This is a genomic window from Zoogloea sp. (assembly GCF_028693495.1).
Taxonomy (GTDB): Bacteria; Pseudomonadota; Gammaproteobacteria; order Burkholderiales; family Rhodocyclaceae; genus Zoogloea.
In genome coordinates, this window is record NZ_JAQUVG010000016.1 from 30668 (window position 1) to 45507 (window position 14840).

At 65.5% G+C, this 14840-nt stretch carries 16 protein-coding genes; 5 read left to right on the top strand and 11 right to left on the bottom strand.

Annotated elements, in window-relative coordinates; all coding sequences use genetic code 11:
• Positions 1 to 8 precede the first annotated feature (8 nt).
• The 4 genes from ptsP (at position 9) to PHD22_RS04615 (ending at position 4085) form a co-directional block, all read left to right on the top strand.
• Positions 9 to 1730, top strand: a complete 1722-nt coding sequence (ptsP, locus tag PHD22_RS04600; protein WP_299862941.1) for a phosphoenolpyruvate--protein phosphotransferase — start codon at positions 9 to 11, stop codon at positions 1728 to 1730.
• A 162-nt stretch (positions 1731 to 1892) separates the two neighbouring features.
• Entirely contained in the window at positions 1893 to 3014 is a 1122-nt protein-coding gene (locus PHD22_RS04605) for a homoserine O-acetyltransferase (protein ID WP_299862944.1), read from the top strand.
• 10 nt (positions 3015 to 3024) lie between these two features.
• Positions 3025 to 3621, top strand: a complete 597-nt coding sequence (gene metW, locus PHD22_RS04610) for a methionine biosynthesis protein MetW (RefSeq protein WP_299862947.1) — start codon at positions 3025 to 3027, stop codon at positions 3619 to 3621.
• Between the two features lie 8 nt (positions 3622 to 3629).
• Complete coding sequence (locus PHD22_RS04615) at positions 3630 to 4085, top strand: ribonuclease HI family protein (protein WP_299862950.1); 456 nt, start codon at positions 3630 to 3632, stop codon at positions 4083 to 4085.
• Here the strand turns inward: PHD22_RS04615 and PHD22_RS04620 are convergent.
• The 7 genes from PHD22_RS04620 to PHD22_RS04650 form a co-directional block, all read right to left on the bottom strand.
• A complete protein-coding gene (locus tag PHD22_RS04620) occupies positions 4038 to 4601 on the bottom strand; it encodes a Gx transporter family protein (RefSeq protein WP_299862952.1) in 564 nt (187 codons plus the stop codon). The two genes, PHD22_RS04615 and PHD22_RS04620, sit on opposite strands and share 48 nt — an antisense overlap.
• Complete coding sequence (locus PHD22_RS04625) at positions 4582 to 4986, bottom strand: NusG domain II-containing protein (protein WP_299862955.1); 405 nt, start codon at positions 4984 to 4986, stop codon at positions 4582 to 4584. Before PHD22_RS04625 ends, PHD22_RS04620 begins: the two co-directional genes overlap by 20 nt.
• The gene (gene rapZ / locus PHD22_RS04630; RefSeq protein ID WP_299862958.1) at positions 4986 to 5825 is read right to left on the bottom strand and encodes an RNase adapter RapZ; all 840 of its coding nucleotides are present in this window, start codon (positions 5823 to 5825) and stop codon (positions 4986 to 4988) included. The genes PHD22_RS04625 and rapZ overlap by 1 nt, the downstream gene beginning before the upstream one ends.
• Positions 5826 to 5960: 135 nt before the next feature.
• On the bottom strand, positions 5961 to 6971 hold the full coding sequence (locus tag PHD22_RS04635; RefSeq protein ID WP_299862961.1) for a nucleoid-associated protein: 1011 nt from the start codon (positions 6969 to 6971) through the stop codon (positions 5961 to 5963).
• Between the two features lie 212 nt (positions 6972 to 7183).
• Entirely contained in the window at positions 7184 to 7555 is a 372-nt protein-coding gene (locus PHD22_RS04640) for a diacylglycerol kinase (RefSeq protein ID WP_299862964.1), read from the bottom strand.
• A 21-nt stretch (positions 7556 to 7576) separates the two neighbouring features.
• Positions 7577 to 8380, bottom strand: coding sequence for an alpha/beta hydrolase (locus PHD22_RS04645; protein ID WP_299862967.1), 804 nt, complete (start codon positions 8378 to 8380; stop codon positions 7577 to 7579).
• 3 nt (positions 8381 to 8383) lie between these two features.
• The gene (locus PHD22_RS04650) at positions 8384 to 8875 is read right to left on the bottom strand and encodes a flavin reductase family protein (RefSeq protein ID WP_299862970.1); all 492 of its coding nucleotides are present in this window, start codon (positions 8873 to 8875) and stop codon (positions 8384 to 8386) included.
• 104 nt (positions 8876 to 8979) lie between these two features.
• On the opposite strand from PHD22_RS04650, the gene mutY reads away from it, so the two are divergent.
• Positions 8980 to 10059, top strand: a complete 1080-nt coding sequence (gene mutY / locus PHD22_RS04655) for an A/G-specific adenine glycosylase (protein WP_299862972.1) — start codon at positions 8980 to 8982, stop codon at positions 10057 to 10059.
• Here the strand turns inward: mutY and PHD22_RS04660 are convergent.
• The 4 genes from PHD22_RS04660 to PHD22_RS04675 form a co-directional block, all read right to left on the bottom strand.
• On the bottom strand, positions 10019 to 10624 hold the full coding sequence (locus PHD22_RS04660) for an LON peptidase substrate-binding domain-containing protein (RefSeq protein ID WP_299862975.1): 606 nt from the start codon (positions 10622 to 10624) through the stop codon (positions 10019 to 10021). The two genes, mutY and PHD22_RS04660, sit on opposite strands and share 41 nt — an antisense overlap.
• Positions 10621 to 11247, bottom strand: coding sequence for a flavin prenyltransferase UbiX (locus PHD22_RS04665; RefSeq protein WP_299862985.1), 627 nt, complete (start codon positions 11245 to 11247; stop codon positions 10621 to 10623). Before PHD22_RS04665 ends, PHD22_RS04660 begins: the two co-directional genes overlap by 4 nt.
• Before the next feature lie 154 nt (positions 11248 to 11401).
• A complete protein-coding gene (locus tag PHD22_RS04670; RefSeq protein WP_299862977.1) occupies positions 11402 to 12904 on the bottom strand; it encodes a sodium:solute symporter family protein in 1503 nt (500 codons plus the stop codon).
• Positions 12905 to 12973: 69 nt separating this feature from the next.
• Entirely contained in the window at positions 12974 to 14695 is a 1722-nt protein-coding gene (locus tag PHD22_RS04675; protein WP_299862978.1) for an EAL domain-containing protein, read from the bottom strand.
• Positions 14696 to 14840 lie beyond the last annotated feature (145 nt).

Consider the following 14840-nt stretch of genomic DNA (forward strand, 5'->3'; position numbering starts at 1 on the left):
AGGTTGACATGAGCTTCACGGTCCACGGACTCGGCGTTTCCCAGGGCATTGCCATCGGTCATGCCCACCTGGTCTCCCACGCCCTGCTTGAGGTGGCCCATTACACCATCGCCCCAAAGCACATGGAGGCAGAGGTCCTGCGCCTGCAGGGTGCGGTGGCCGAGGTGAAGGCCGAACTGACCGGGCTGAAGGTATCCACCTCCAGCGGCACGGCGCCCTCCGAAGTGGACGCCTTCGTGGGCATGCACATCATGTTCCTCGAAGACCCCATGCTGGTGGGTGCGGCAGAGAACCTGATCCGCACCCGCCGGGCCAATGCGGAATGGGCTCTGGTCCAGCAGATGGAACAGCTGGTGGACCAGTTCGAAGCCATTGAGGATGCTTACCTGCGCGAGCGCAAGGCCGACGTGGTGCAGGTGGTCGAGCGCATCGTCAAGGTGCTGCTGGGACACCCCGGTCATCTGCCCCCCAAACGCAAGGATGGGCTGGGCACCATTGTCGTGGCCCACGACCTTTCCCCCACCGACACCATCGGCTTCAAGGAACATGCGGTGGCCGGTTTCATCACCGACGTCGGTGGCCCCACCGGACACACGGCCATCGTGGCGCGCAGCCTGTCCATCCCCGCAGTGGTGGCCCTGCGCCACATCCGTCACGTGGTCAAGGATGACGAGCTGATCATCATCGACGGCACCCGGGGGATCGTCATCGTCGCCCCGGACGAGCGGATCCTGGAAGAATTCCGCCTGCGCAAGGCCGAACTGGAGCTGGAGCGTTCGAAGCTGAAGCGCCTCAAATCCACCCGGGCTGCCACCCTCGATGGAGAAGAGGTCCAGATCCTCGCCAACATCGAGCTGCCGCCCGACGCAACCCAGGCCAAGGCCGTCGAGGCAGATGGCGTGGGCCTGTTCCGCACCGAGTTCCTGTTCATGAGCCGGGACAGCTGGCCCGACGAAGATGAACAGTTCGAGGCCTACAAGACCGTTCTCAAGACCATGGCGGGCAAGCCCGTCACGGTGCGCACCCTGGACGTGGGTGCCGACAAGGAACTGGAAGGCGCCAGCCGCCAGGAAGACAACCCGGCACTGGGCCTGCGGGCCATCCGCTACTGCCTGGCCGAGCCCAAGATGTTCCTGACCCAGCTGCGCGCCCTGCTGCGGGCCAGCCACTTCGGCAAACTGAAGATCCTGATTCCGATGCTGTCCAGCAGCAACGAGATCGACCAGACCCTGATCCTGCTGGACAAGGCCAGGAACCAGTTGCGGGAACGCCGGATCAAGTTCGATGAGAACGTCCCCGTCGGCGGCATGATCGAGGTCCCGGCCGCGGCCCTGTGCCTGGGCGCTTTTACCCGGCGCCTGGACTTCCTGTCCATCGGCACCAATGACCTGATCCAGTACGCCCTGGCCATTGACCGGGGCAACGAGGCTGTCGCCCACCTCTACAACCCGCTCCATCCAGCCGTGCTGCGGCTGATTCATCAGACCATCCAGGCCGGTGCCAAGGCCGGCATCCCGGTATCCGTATGCGGTGAGATGGCCGGTGACCCGGACTGCGCCCGCCTCCTGATCGGCATGGGGCTGCGCCAGTTCTCCATGCACCCGGCCCAGATCCTGGAGGTCAAGCAAGCGATTCTGCGGGCGGATGCCAGTGACCTGACCGCCAAAGTCCAGAAGCTCCTCAAACTGGACGATCCGGACAAGGTACGGGAGGCGGTCGACAGGCTGTGAGCGCGAATTTGACTTGCTGCCGGAGCTCGCGTTAATCTTTGCCATCAGCGCCGATTTGAACCCTTCAGCTTGCGGGCGCTATAAAAATACGGCTAAAGCGACGGCAGCCCAGCCCGCGACCGTTCGCCGACTGGGTTTTTCGTTTCAGGAACGAAAGAAAAGATGACTCACAACTCCGTTGGTATCGTGGCGCCCCAACGGGCCCACTTCAGTGAGCCGCTGCCCTTGAAGAGCGGCGGCACGCTCCCCGCCTATGATCTGGTCTACGAGACCTATGGCCGTCTCAACGCCAGCCGCAACAACGCCGTGCTGGTCTGTCACGCCCTGTCAGGCTCCCACCACGTGGCGGGGGTTCATGCAGATAGTGGTGCCGTAGGCTGGTGGGACAACCTGGTGGGGCCCGGCAAACCCCTCGATACCGAGCGCTTCTTCGTGATCGGGGTGAACAATCTGGGAGGCTGTTACGGCAGCACCGGGCCCAACAGCATCCACCCCGCCACCGGCAAGCCCTGGGGCGCCGACTTCCCCTTCGTCACCGTCGAGGACTGGGTAGTTACCCAGGCCCGGCTGGCCGACCTGCTCGGCATCGAGCGCTTTGCTGCCGTGGTCGGCGGCAGCCTCGGCGGCATGCAGGCCCTGTCGTGGACCCTGCAGTACCCCGACCGGGTCGGTCACGCCCTGGTGATTGCCTCCGCGCCCAAGCTGACCGCCCAGAACATCGCCTTCAATGAAGTTGCCCGCCAGGCCATCCTCAAGGATCCGGAGTTCCACGGCGGCCACTATTACGAACAGGGCGTGGTACCTGCCCGCGGCCTGGCCCTGGCCCGGATGATCGGCCACATCACCTATCTGTCCGATGACTCGATGGACCAGAAATTCGGCCGCAGCCTGCGCCACGAAAAACCTGTATTCAGCTACGACGTGGAGTTCGAGATCGAGTCCTACCTGCGTTATCAGGGCGACAGGTTCGCCGGCTTCTTCGACGCCAACACCTACCTGCTGACCACCAAGGCCCTGGACTACTACGATCCGGCCTTCGACTACAACGGTGATCTGGTGGCGGCCTTGGGCCGGGCCAAGGCCGACTACCTGGTGGTGTCCTTCAGTACCGACTGGCGCTTTGCCCCTTCCCGCAGCCGGGAGATCGTCTATGCCCTGATGCACAGCGACCGGCGGGTCAGCTACGCCGAGATCGACTGCCCGGCCGGCCACGACTCCTTCCTCCTCGACGACCCCCAGTACCACGCAGTACTGCGGGCCTACATCGACAACATCCGGCTGTGAGGAACGTGTGATGAGCTTCCAGCGCTACGACTACGATGTGATCGCCAACTGGATCGAGCCGGGGGAACGGGTCCTTGACCTGGGCTGCGGTGACGGCAGCCTGCTGCGCCACCTGACTGAAGTGCGGCAGGTGCGCGGTTACGGGGTGGAAAACGATCCGGAACGGATCGTCGCCTGTGTCCGCAACGGGATCAACGTGATCCAGATCAACCTGGATCAGGGGCTGGCGGGCTTTGACGACGGTTTCTTCGATCACGTGATCATGAGCCTGTCCCTGCAGGCCATGCACAACACCCAGGGGATCCTGAAGGAGATGCTGCGGGTCGGCCGGGAGGCCGTGGTCAGCTTTCCCAACTTTGCCTACTGGCGCCACCGGCAGTCCATCCTCAACGGCCACATGCCCGTCTCGAAGAACCTGCCCCACCAGTGGTACAACACCCCCAACGTCCGCTTCTTCACGATCGCCGACTTCGACGATCTGTGCGTTCAGGAGGGCATCGCCATCCACGAACGGCTGGCTTTCGACGAGGACAGGATCATTGTGGATGAACCCAACTTCATGGCCAGCGTAGCCCTCTACCGCCTGGGGCGACAGGTCGGCTGCTGAGCCTCTCCATGAGCGCCGAGCAGCCCCCTCCCCCCTGGCAAATCTGGTTCGACGGCTGCGCCCACCCCAATCCGGGCCGGCTCGGCCTGGGCGTCGTACTGATCGGCCCGGCGGGTGAGCGACTCGAATCCTCGACGCTGGGCGGCAGCGGCTGCAACAACGAAGCGGAAATGCTGGCGCTGGCCCGGGCCCTCGAGATGGCCCGGACAGCAGGAGCCCGGCAGTTGCACATCCGCGGGGACAGCGATTTTGCGGTGCGTCATGTGCGGGGCGAACACATCACCCGGCTCCCGCACCTGAAGACCCTGATCGCCCGTGTCCAGGACAGTCTCGCGGCCTTCGAGCATGCCCGCCTGGAGTGGATTCCCCGACACCGCAATCCGGATGCCGACCGCCTGTCCCGGGCGGCCCTCGGCTTACCGCACAAGCCCGCTCCGCGTCCCGTCGCCCGTCGCCGGCGCTGAATGCTCTGCCAGCAGGCGGGCTGCCATCAGGCCATTGATCAGGCCGAACAGCGCCGCCGCCAGCGCAAATACCGGGACCAGATAAAAGACCCCATCGTGGGGTACCAGCCACGCACGGGCCACCACCAGCTGCCCGCCGATATGGGCGAAAGCCGCCAGGATGCTCTGGCTCACCGGCCCGAACAGGCGAGGAGGCAGATATCTGCTCAAGGCCAGGACCACCAGGCTGGCTACCCCCCCGGCCAGGCTCAGGAAGAAACCCGGCGCCAGGAACTGGCCCAGCACCAGGCTCCCCACCAGCACCCTCAAAAGGGCAACCCAGGCCGCCTCCCGCCAGCCCCAGCGGACCAGCACCACCAGGGTGATGATGTTGGCCAGACCCGGCTTGACCCCCGGCAGGGGCAGGGGGATGGCGGCCTCTGCCACCGTCAGCACGATGGCCGCAGCGGCATGGCGGGCCACCCGCTGATCGTCCGGAGTGGGCGTCAGGATCCGCTCAGTAGTTGAGGGAGTCATAGTCAGCGCGGCTTCCGGACAGGGCCAGACTCACCTGATTGGGGGCGCAGATGGCCACCGCCCCCGAGGTACTCAGCCAGCCCTGCCGGACGCAGTACTGGCGGGGCCCCGGGTCGCTGGCCACCCGGGCCCGGCCGGGCTGGATCTCGATGCGGGTGATGCCCAGGGGCCCGGGCACCTCGAAGGTCCGCGGAGTCTTCAGATCCACTTCGGCAAAGATCCGGCCTCCAGCCTTGACGACGGCCTTGTCCGGGCGCCCCCCCTGCCACAGGAACAGGGCCGACCCGACGCTGGCCCCCAGGGCCAGGAACAGCACGAGCAGATCTCCCGGCCTGAGATGGCGCGCCCAGGCTGCGAACCAGGGGCGCAAGGCCGGACCGGCCATCACTTGAAGGAGCGGTGACGCACCTGAACCCGGGCATTGTCCTTGAAGCGCTCGGCCAGCTGCTCGGCGATGAAGACGGAACGATGCTGCCCCCCGGTACAGCCAATGGCGATGGTCAGGTAACTGCGGTTGTCATTCACATAGGCCGGCAGCCAGGACGCCACGAACCGGTAGATGTCGTCGATCATCTGCCCCACCTCCGGCACCCGGTTCAGGAAATCAATCACCGGCTGGTCGCGACCGGTGAGCGGGCGCAGGGCGGCATCGTAGTAGGGGTTCGGCAGACACCGCACGTCAAAGACGAGGTCGGCATCCAGGGGGATGCCATGCTTGAAGCCGAAGGACTGGAACAGGACCGCGATCTGGCTGCCTGCCTCCAGGCCCATGAAGGCCTTGACCCAGTTGCGCAGGGTGTTGGCGGACAGCTCGCTGGTATCAAGGCGCTGCCCCAGTTCGGAGATGAGGGCCAGTGCCTCCCGTTCCCGGGCAATGGCCTCGGCCAGGGTGGCACAGCCGTCCCCCAGGGGATGCTTGCGGCGGGTTTCGGAGAAGCGGGCGATCAGGGTCTCGTCCCGGGCGTCGAGAAACAGGAAGCGCACGTCGGCCACCATGGCCTTGAGGGTTTCCACCTGCCTGGGCAGCGCCGAAATGCTCGCACCCGAACGGACATCCACCGCCACCGCGATGCGCTGGTAGCCTGCTCCCCGCAGATGGCTCACCAGCTGGGGCAGCAGGGCCGAGGGCAGGTTGTCCACGACGTAATGGCCGCAATCCTCCATCACGTTGAGCGCCACACTCTTGCCCGAGCCGGACAAACCACTGATCAGAACGAGTTGCATGTCAGGGACCTGTTGAGGGTTGAAAACGGCTGATTTGACTACCAGACTGCGGTGGCGCGGCCTTTCCCAGCGAAAGCCACGGAAACAGCATAAACAAAATTTTTGACACGAACCATACCCGCCTCCCGAAGGCGTTCACGCCTCCAGCAGGAGCTTGCGCAGACTCTCCGGCACATTGGTCAACACCAGGGTATTGCTCTCCCCGTCATACTGGATCGTCCCGGCCCGCAGGCCGCTGCGCTCGAACTCCAGCTTCCAGTCCTGGGCTGCAGCCCGGAAACGGATCAGGGGCTTGAGGGCCCGCTTGTCAGGCACAAAGCCGCTGGCCAGATCGAGGGTTTCATCCTGCAGGGTTTGCACGAGGCGTTGCGGCGCTGCCGGAAAGATCCGCTCGGCCACCGCCGCCATGTCCACCGGCGCACCGGTTTCTCCCATTTCCTCCAGCACCGCATGGGCCCGCTCCAGCAGCTCATCCCGCAGCGGAGCCTCGAGCTGCTGGGTCTCGGCGAAATGCCCCAGACTGTCCACCAGCTTCTTCGTCTCCTTCAAGGCAATCACCACATCGGTGCACCCCAGGAAACGCTTGAACCAGCTGGCCAGGTCCCCACGCCCCTTGAGGAAGCTGATGTAGCGTTCGGCACCCGCCTGCCAGGCGCTGATGTCGATGCGCCCGGCCACCTGCAGGGCAGAGAAATCCAGGTGAGAGCGGTCATGGAGACTGAGCCCCTCCCCGATCACCGTTCCCAGGGTCTCTTTCAGGAGCGCAACATAGAGGCAATCGGCGCCGAACACCGTGGCCCGGGCCACCAGCACGTAGCCGCCTTCCTCCACCTTGTCCTCGTCGATACGCTGCTGCAGGTGGGCTACCATCTCCCGGGACAGCCGGGCGAAGTCCATGCTGCCCTCCACCGCGTGCTCCCGGACCCAGCGCACCATCGGAAAGCTCCGCTCATCCTGCTCGAAGTGGCCGTAGCCCTTGCCCGGCCGCTCGGCAAAGTGGCGGCACAGGCGCTCCATCAGGCGGCTGGCAGCCTCATCCAGGGGGTTGGCCACTTCCCGGAGTTCGACCCGGGATGGCCCTGCGGCCTCCCGGATCAGCTGGTGGATGACGAGATGGGAGAGCGCGTGGGAAGTAGTGTCAGTCATTTCAGAAGCGCATGGTGCGCCGGTTTCCTGGCAATTGGCGGAGCGCCTCCCGGCGTTGCTGGCCAGAGCTCGCAGGTCGGGCCACAGCAGCCTCCCGGACAGCCAGCTCGGGAGGAATGTTCGCGCCCACGCCCCGCGGGCAGAAGCCCGTGGTCGCGCAGGTGCAATTGACGCAAGGCTTGCGTCCAGTCGGAAGATTCATGGGTAAAGACTCAGGCAAAGAGCACCAGGCCCCAGACGGCGGCCACATTGACCAGCGCGACGAACACTGCCGCACTGCCGATGTCCTTGGCCCGCTTGGCCAGGTGATGATGTTCCAGGGAAATCCGATCCACCGCAGCCTCAAGGCCTGAGTTGATCAGCTCGACGATCAGCACCAGCAGCACGCTGGCCACCATCAGCGCCTTTCCCACCGGCGTGGCCGGCAGGAACAGGGCCAAGGGTACCAGCAGGCCAGCCAGCCAGGCTTCCTGGCGGAAGGCATCCTCGTTGCGATAGGCCGCACCGAGGCCTGCCATGGAATAGTGAAAGGCGTTCCAGACCCGGCGCACACCGGTCTTGCCTTTGAAGGGGCTCTCGTCCATCGGGAATAAAAAGCAGTCAGCCTAGAGCAGGAAAGTGACCGGGGCATGATCGAGCCCCTGCAGGAAACGACGCACTTCTGCAGCGAAGGCTTCCGGCTCCTCGAAGGGCGCCAGATGGCCCGCTTCCAGTTCCCGGTAGGTGGCCGCCGGAATCCGTTCGGCCATCCGGCGCACCACCTGCGGTACGGATACCCGGTCATGGACTCCGGCCAGCACCAGGGTGGGCATGGTCAGCCCGGGCAGGGCTGCGCGCTGATCAAAAGCCACCAGCGCCTCCATGGCCGTCCGGTAACTGTCCGGGGGGATCTCCGCCATCAGGTCCACGGCATCCGCCACCACCTGTGGATCCCCTCCGGGACCCACCATGCCCGGAATCAACTCGATGGCCAGTTCGCGCATGCTTGCTCCCTCATCCAGAGGGCCCAGCCTCCGCTCGAGAAAGGCCTGCTGCAAGGGACCGGAAGCCGCCCCGAAGGCCGGCGTGCAGCAGGCGAGGACCAGGCCCGAAACCCGGTTGGGGAAACGCGCAGCCACCTGCAGGGCAACCATGCCACCCATGCTGTGCCCCACCAGAACGGCCTGATCAAGGCCCGCTGCATCGAGCAGGGCGATCAGGGCGTCCGCCAGAAGATTGAAATCCAGCGACCGGATCGGAGCACTGGTGCCATACCCCGGCATGTCCCAGGCCAGGCCTCGCCACCCCGGGGGCGTCAGGGCGGGCAGCAGGTCGAGGGCGCCTGCAGCCCCGCCACTGACGCCATGGAGGAAGAGCAGGCCCCGCTGTCCGTGGCCGGTCTCGATCCAGCGCGGGGTCGATGCAGTCATGGCTCAGGCCAGGTGACGGTACGCCCCCCCCTGGAAGACCAGGGGCCTGCGGGCCACGTCGCGATCAAACGCAACCACCTCGCCGATGAAGATGACATGATCACCGCCGGGATGGCGGGCAAACTGGCGGCACTGAAAGCTGGCCGCACAGCCGGTCAGGATGGGCACTCCGCCTTCTCCTTCGGAATACGCCACACCGGCAAACTTGTCGTCCGCCCGGCTGGCGAAGCGCTGGGAGAGGTCCTGCTGGCCCTCTGCCAGCACATTGATCGCGTACACTGCCGCACTTTCAAAGATGGGTACGCTGGGCAAGTGGCTGGACAGGCTCCAGACCACCAGCGGCGGGGTCAGGGAGACGGAGTTGAAGGAACTCACGGTAAGACCGATGGGCGCGCCGCCGGGCGCCCGGGCGGTGATCACCGTCACTCCGGTAGGGAACATGCCCAGCGTGTCGCGAAAGGCGCGGACCGCCGGATCATTTTTAGTCACAGTCATAGTGGCATCATGGGGGCCAGCCTGCACGGCAGGAGCCAGCCCGGGACCGGTTGGGGGGCTGCATTATCGCCGCCCCCGGGGCCCAGCGTCGAGGGGTTAAGAGATTGAATACATTTGCAGAAACCCTGATCACCTGGCAGAAGGCCCATGGCCGCCACGATCTGCCCTGGCAGGTGCGGGATGCCTATCGGGTATGGCTTTCGGAAATCATGCTCCAGCAGACCCAGGTGGACACGGTGATTCCCTACTACCAGCGCTTCCTGGAGCGCTTCCCCGACCTGCCCAGCCTGGCCCTGGCCGGGGTGGAGGACGTGCTGACCCTGTGGAGTGGTCTGGGCTACTACGCCCGGGCCCGCAACCTGCACAAATGCGCCCGGGAGGTGATGGCGCGGCACGGCGGGGTCTTTCCCGCAGACCCCGCCCAACTGGTGGCATTACCCGGCATCGGTCGCTCCACGGCTGCCGCCATCAGTGCCTTTTCCTACGGCACCCGGGCAGCCATCCTGGACGGAAACGTGAAGCGGGTGCTGACCCGGGCCTTCGGCATCGAAGGCTTTCCCGGTCGCAAGGAGGTGGAGGACGCCCTCTGGCGCCTGGCGGAGCAGCTGCTCCCGGAACGGGACGTGGACATCTACACCCAGGCCCAGATGGACCTGGGGGCCACGGTATGCACCCGCAGCCAACCGGCCTGCACTCTCTGCCCGCTTGCCGGATGCTGCGTGGCCCTGCGGGAAGGCAAGGTCTCCAGCCTGCCCACCCCGCGGCCCAGGAAAATCAAGCCGGAACGCAGTGGCCGCTTTGCGGTGATCCTGGCGGGAGACGCGGTCCTGCTGGAGCGCCGCCCCCCCACCGGGATCTGGGGCGGGCTGCTGAGTCTGCCGGAACTGCCGGAAGATGCCTCCACGGAGGAGTGGGTGTCTGCCCGCTACGGCCTGAGGGTGGATCGGATCAGTCCCCTGGCAGGATTTCGCCATGTGTTCACCCATTTCACCCTGAACCTGAAACCGGAAGCCGTGGAGGTGAGCCGGACCGACGCCTGCGGCGAACCTGGCATCCTGTGGCAGCCCCTCACCCAGCTGGACCAAGCCGCCCTTCCGGCACCCATCCGCAAGCTGCTCGACGCGCTGCTCCGGGATGACCTGTTCAGTCCAGCAGGCGGTGCTGGCGCAGGTACTGCAGGATGATCTCCAGCCGCGACAGGGTATCGTCCAGTTCCAGCAGGCGCTGGCGGGCCCGGTTGGGAATGGGCAGCACCTCGGCCAGTCGGTAACCCACCCACGTGGGATCCTCAAAACGGTGGGGCGGAGGGAAGAGCTCCTCGCCCGCGTCCTCCACGATCGCCCGGGCCAGGGCCGGGAGCCCTGCCAGCGCGGGGGGAATGGGCACCACCGGCGGCTCCGGCAGCAGCTCCACCCGGGCCGTCTGGAGGCGGTCGGCCTCGATCCGGCGCTCCAGCACCCGGAAGCGCGCGCCCCCGCGGGTGGTCAGAAACAACAGACCCGGCTGGTTCATGTCCCAGTGCACGATGTTGGCCAGGGTCCCCAGGGCATGGGGCGTGGCTGGCTGCCCCACCTCACCCCCCTCCTGGATCAGACAGACGCCGAAGGGACTCTCCGTCCGCATGCAACGGGCTGCCATGTCCAGGTAACGCGCCTCGAACAGCTTGAGGGGCAGGACCCCGTCAGGAAACAGGATCGTGCCCAGGGGAAACAGGGGGATTTCGAGAACTTCCGGGGCCCGGGTGCTCATGACTCACCCTCCGTACCTTCGCCCCAGCGGGGCATCAGCTCATGGGGGACCGCCAGCTGATCAAGGATGCGTGCCACGACGAAATCCACCAGATCCTCCACCCGCCGCGGGTGGTGGTAGAAGCCGGGGTTGGCAGGGAGGATCACCACGCCCATCCGCGCCAGACGCAGCATGTTCTCCAGATGGAGGACCGAGAAGGGTGTCTCCCGGGGCACGATGATCAGCTTGCGCCCCTCCTTGATGGCCACGTCGGCGGCCCGTTCGATCAGGTTGCTGGCCAAGCCCGCCGCAATGGAGGCCAGGGAGCCCATGGAGCAGGGGCAGACCACCATGGCATCCGGGGGATTGGAGCCAGAGGCGGGAGGGGCGAACCACTCCTCCCGCCCGAACACCCGTAACTGGCCTTCCCGAGCACTGAAACGCCCGGCGAGCAGGGACTCCACCTCGGCGGGGCGGGCCGGCAGGCTCAGATCCATTTCCTGGCGGGCCACGACCTGGGCCACCTGGGAGTAAAGCAGCCAGACCCGGCAGCCGGCAGCCAGCAGGCACTCCACCAAGCGCAGGCCGTAAGGCATTCCAGAGGCGCCGGTCAGGGCGACAGCCACGGTTTTCGGGTTGTCCAGGTGCATCATCAAGGAACCAGGGGAAAGGGGAAAAACAGCACGAAGAAAGAGACGGGCCATGGCCTCCAAGGTTCCCGGGCCCGGCGCAGAAAGCCCCCCGGAGCCCCGCCCGCGGGCCCATGGGGCGCTGGCGGGAAGCCCCGGACCCCTGCGCTCAGTGGCGGTGCACCACCCCGATGCCCTCGTGGGCAACCCCGTGCTGGGCCGCCGCGTGATGGCCATGGCGGAGGCGCTCATGGATTCCATGTTCGTGAGGGATGAACTGCTTCATCAGGGAGCCCACCACCATTCCGATGGTGCTGGCCAGCAAACCGGCAAGCTGGGCAGGCACAAGGGGATCCTCGCCTCCGGCCAGATGAATGCCGATCCACACGGACACACCGCAGAAGATGGAGGCCAGTGCCCCCTGATTGGTGGCCCGGCGCCAGAACAGGCCGCACAGGAGGGGAATGAACGCGGCCACCAGGGTGACCTGATAGGCGTTCTCCACCATCTTGAAAATGCTGGCATCGGACACCATCGCATACAGGGTGACCAGCACCGTGAATATGAAGGTGACGGCCCGCATCCAGAACAGGAGCTGTTTGTCGGTCATGTGGGGCATGGCCGGGCGCAGGATGTTCTCGGTAAAGGTGACCGACGGAGCCAGCAAGGTGGCCGAAGCGCAGCTCTTGATGGCAGAGAGCAGCGCGCCGAAGAAAAGGATCTGGGCCACGAGAGGCGCCTTCGAGAGGACCAGCTCGGGGAGGATCATCTGGGAGTCGGTCTGCATCAGACGCTGGACCATCGCCGGATCGATCAGGGTGGCCGAATAGGCCAGGAACATGGGCACAAAGGCGAACGCCAGATACAGGGTGCCGCCCACCACCGAACCCCACACGGCAACCTTCTCGGACCTGGCTGACTGGACCCTCTGGAAGACGTCCTGCTGGGGGATGGAACCGAGCATCATGGTCACCGCCGCGGCAATGAAAGCGAGAATTTCCTTCGCGTCGGCCTCCGGAAAGAAGGCAGTCTTGCCTTCGCTGATCGCATGGCTGACCACCACGCTCACGCCGCCAGCCATCTCGCTGACTTCACCACCAATCCACAGCATGCCGATCACGATGATGATCATCTGCAGGAAATCGGTGACCGCCACCGCCCACATCCCGCCAAACAAGGTGTAGATCAGGATGGTCATGGAGCCGATCCACATGCCCGCCGTCTGGCTGACCTCACCCCCCGACACCACGTTGAAGACCAGCCCCAGCGCCGTGATCTGGGCCCCGACCCAGCCCAGATAGGAGACGACGATGGCGAGGGTGGTGGCCACCTCCACGCCCCGCCCGTAGCGCCGCTTGTAAAAATCGCCGATGGTCAGCAGATTCATCCGGTACAGGGGTGCTGCAAAGAACAGGCCCACCAGGATCAGGCACATGGACGAGCCGAAGGGGTCAGCCACCACCCCGCGCAAGCCCTCATTGAGGAAGGTGGCAGGCACTCCCAGCACCGCCTCCGCGCCAAACCAGGTGGCAAACACGGTGGCCGTGACCATGTAAAAGGGCAGATGGCGGCCGGCAACCGCGAAATCCCTCGCGTTGTGGACGCGGGTGGCGGCCATCAGGCCGACAGCCACCGAGATCAGCCAGTAGGCGATGACGAACCAGAACAGCATCGAAGGCGGGAAAAGCGTTGAAGAATCCGCGGATTATAGGGCCCGGAAGCGGCTCCGCGGCCGGCTTTTTCAGGCCGGCTGCCGTGCTGCCAGCCAACCGGCGGCAAACTCGTCGGGTGGCACGGCCTTGCCGTAGAGCCAGCCCTGGAGATGATCGCAGCCGAGACCGCGCAGGGTGCTGGCCACGAGCTCGGTTTCGACCCCCTCAGCCACCAGTTCCATACCCAGATTCCGGCCCAGGCCAACGATGGCGGTCACGATGGCCCGGTCCTCCGGCCCCGCATTGATCTCCCGCACGAAGGACTGGTCGATCTTCAGCTTGTCCAGGGAGAAGCGCTTGAGATAGGCCAGGCTGGAGTATCCCGTCCCGAAATCATCCACGGCCAGGGACAGACCCAGCGCCTTCAGCTCGGCCAGTTGCCGGGCGGCCTGCTCCACATCGCGCATCACCATGCTCTCGGTCACCTCCAGCACGAGGAGACGGGCCGGCACGCCATGGCGCTCCAGGGCCGCGGCCACCGAATCGACAAAGTCGCTGCGGCGGAACTGGAGTGCGGACAGGTTGATGGCGACGGGCACGGGCTGATGTCCGTCCCGGACCCAGTCAGCGATCTGGGCACAGGCCATCTCCAGCACCCGGTCGCTGATGGGAAGGATCAGGCCGCTCTCTTCCGCCAGGGGAATGAAACGTCCGGGGGATACCGGTCCCAGTTCCGGATGGGACCAGCGGAGCAAGGCTTCCGCACCCACCAGCCTGCCATCCGCCGCGGACACCAGGGGCTGGTAGTGGAGGCGCAGCTCATCCCGCTCCACCGCCCGCCGCAGGGCGTGCTCCAGGGAAAGCCGCTCGCTGGGAGGCGCGAGCATCCCGTCGGCAAAGAAAGCCATCGTGTTGCGCCCTTCTTCCTTGGCCCGGTACATGGCCATATCGGCCCGATTCAGCAGCGCTTCGGCGCTGCCCCCGTCATCGGGCCAGACCGCCACCCCGATGCTGGATGACAGGCTGAACTCGCACCCGGACAGGTGGAACGGCTCATCCAGGGCCCGGAGCAGGCGTCCGATGCGGGACACCTGCTCCGACCGGCCTTCCGGCACTGGCATCAGTACGACGAATTCATCTCCCCCATGCCGCAGGGCTGCGTCACCCTCCGCCAGCACCGCCTCCAGGCGATGGGCGACCTCCACCAGCAGCTGGTCGCCACTGGGATGCCCCAGGGTGTCATTGACGTTCTTGAACCGGTCTAAATCCAGGAAACACAGGGCCAGCCGTCCTCCTTCATGACGGACCCGGTCGCGGGCCGCAGCGAACTTGTCCTCCAGGCTGACCCGCGAAGGCAATCCGGTCAGAAAATCATGATTGGTCAGAAAACGGATCCGGGCCTCGTCTTCCTTGCGCTGGCTGACATCGGAAAAAACGAGTACGGAATGGGCCAGCTGCCCATCGGGGCCAGGTACCCCATTGACCGAAAAGTCCGCCGGAAACGCGGACCCATCGACCCGCCGGACCCACACTTCCCCCTTCCAGGCCCGGCCTTGAGCCACCACCGCCCGCATTTCCCCCGCAAACCCCCTGGGGTTCCGGTCCGGGTCGATGAGGGACAGGGGCCGCCCCTTGACGTCGCCCTCCGGGTAGCCCGTCAGCTGGGTGAAAGCCCGGTTGATCATCACAACCCGCCGTCCCCGATCTATCACCACGATGCCTTCCGAGTTGTTCTCGAACACCCGCGCCGTCAAGTGCAGCCGCTCTTCCCGCCGGTAGTTGCGCAGGGCAAAGGCAATATCCGCGCTCATTTCCTCCAGCAAGGCAACGGTTTGCCCATCGAAGAAACCCGCTTCGGACTTGCTCAGAACGTGTTCACAATCTTTTGAGGAGCAGCACCAAAAATGCCAAGTGGGTGAACTGCAAGCTGGTGTTGATCCAGCGCTCGCAGTTTTT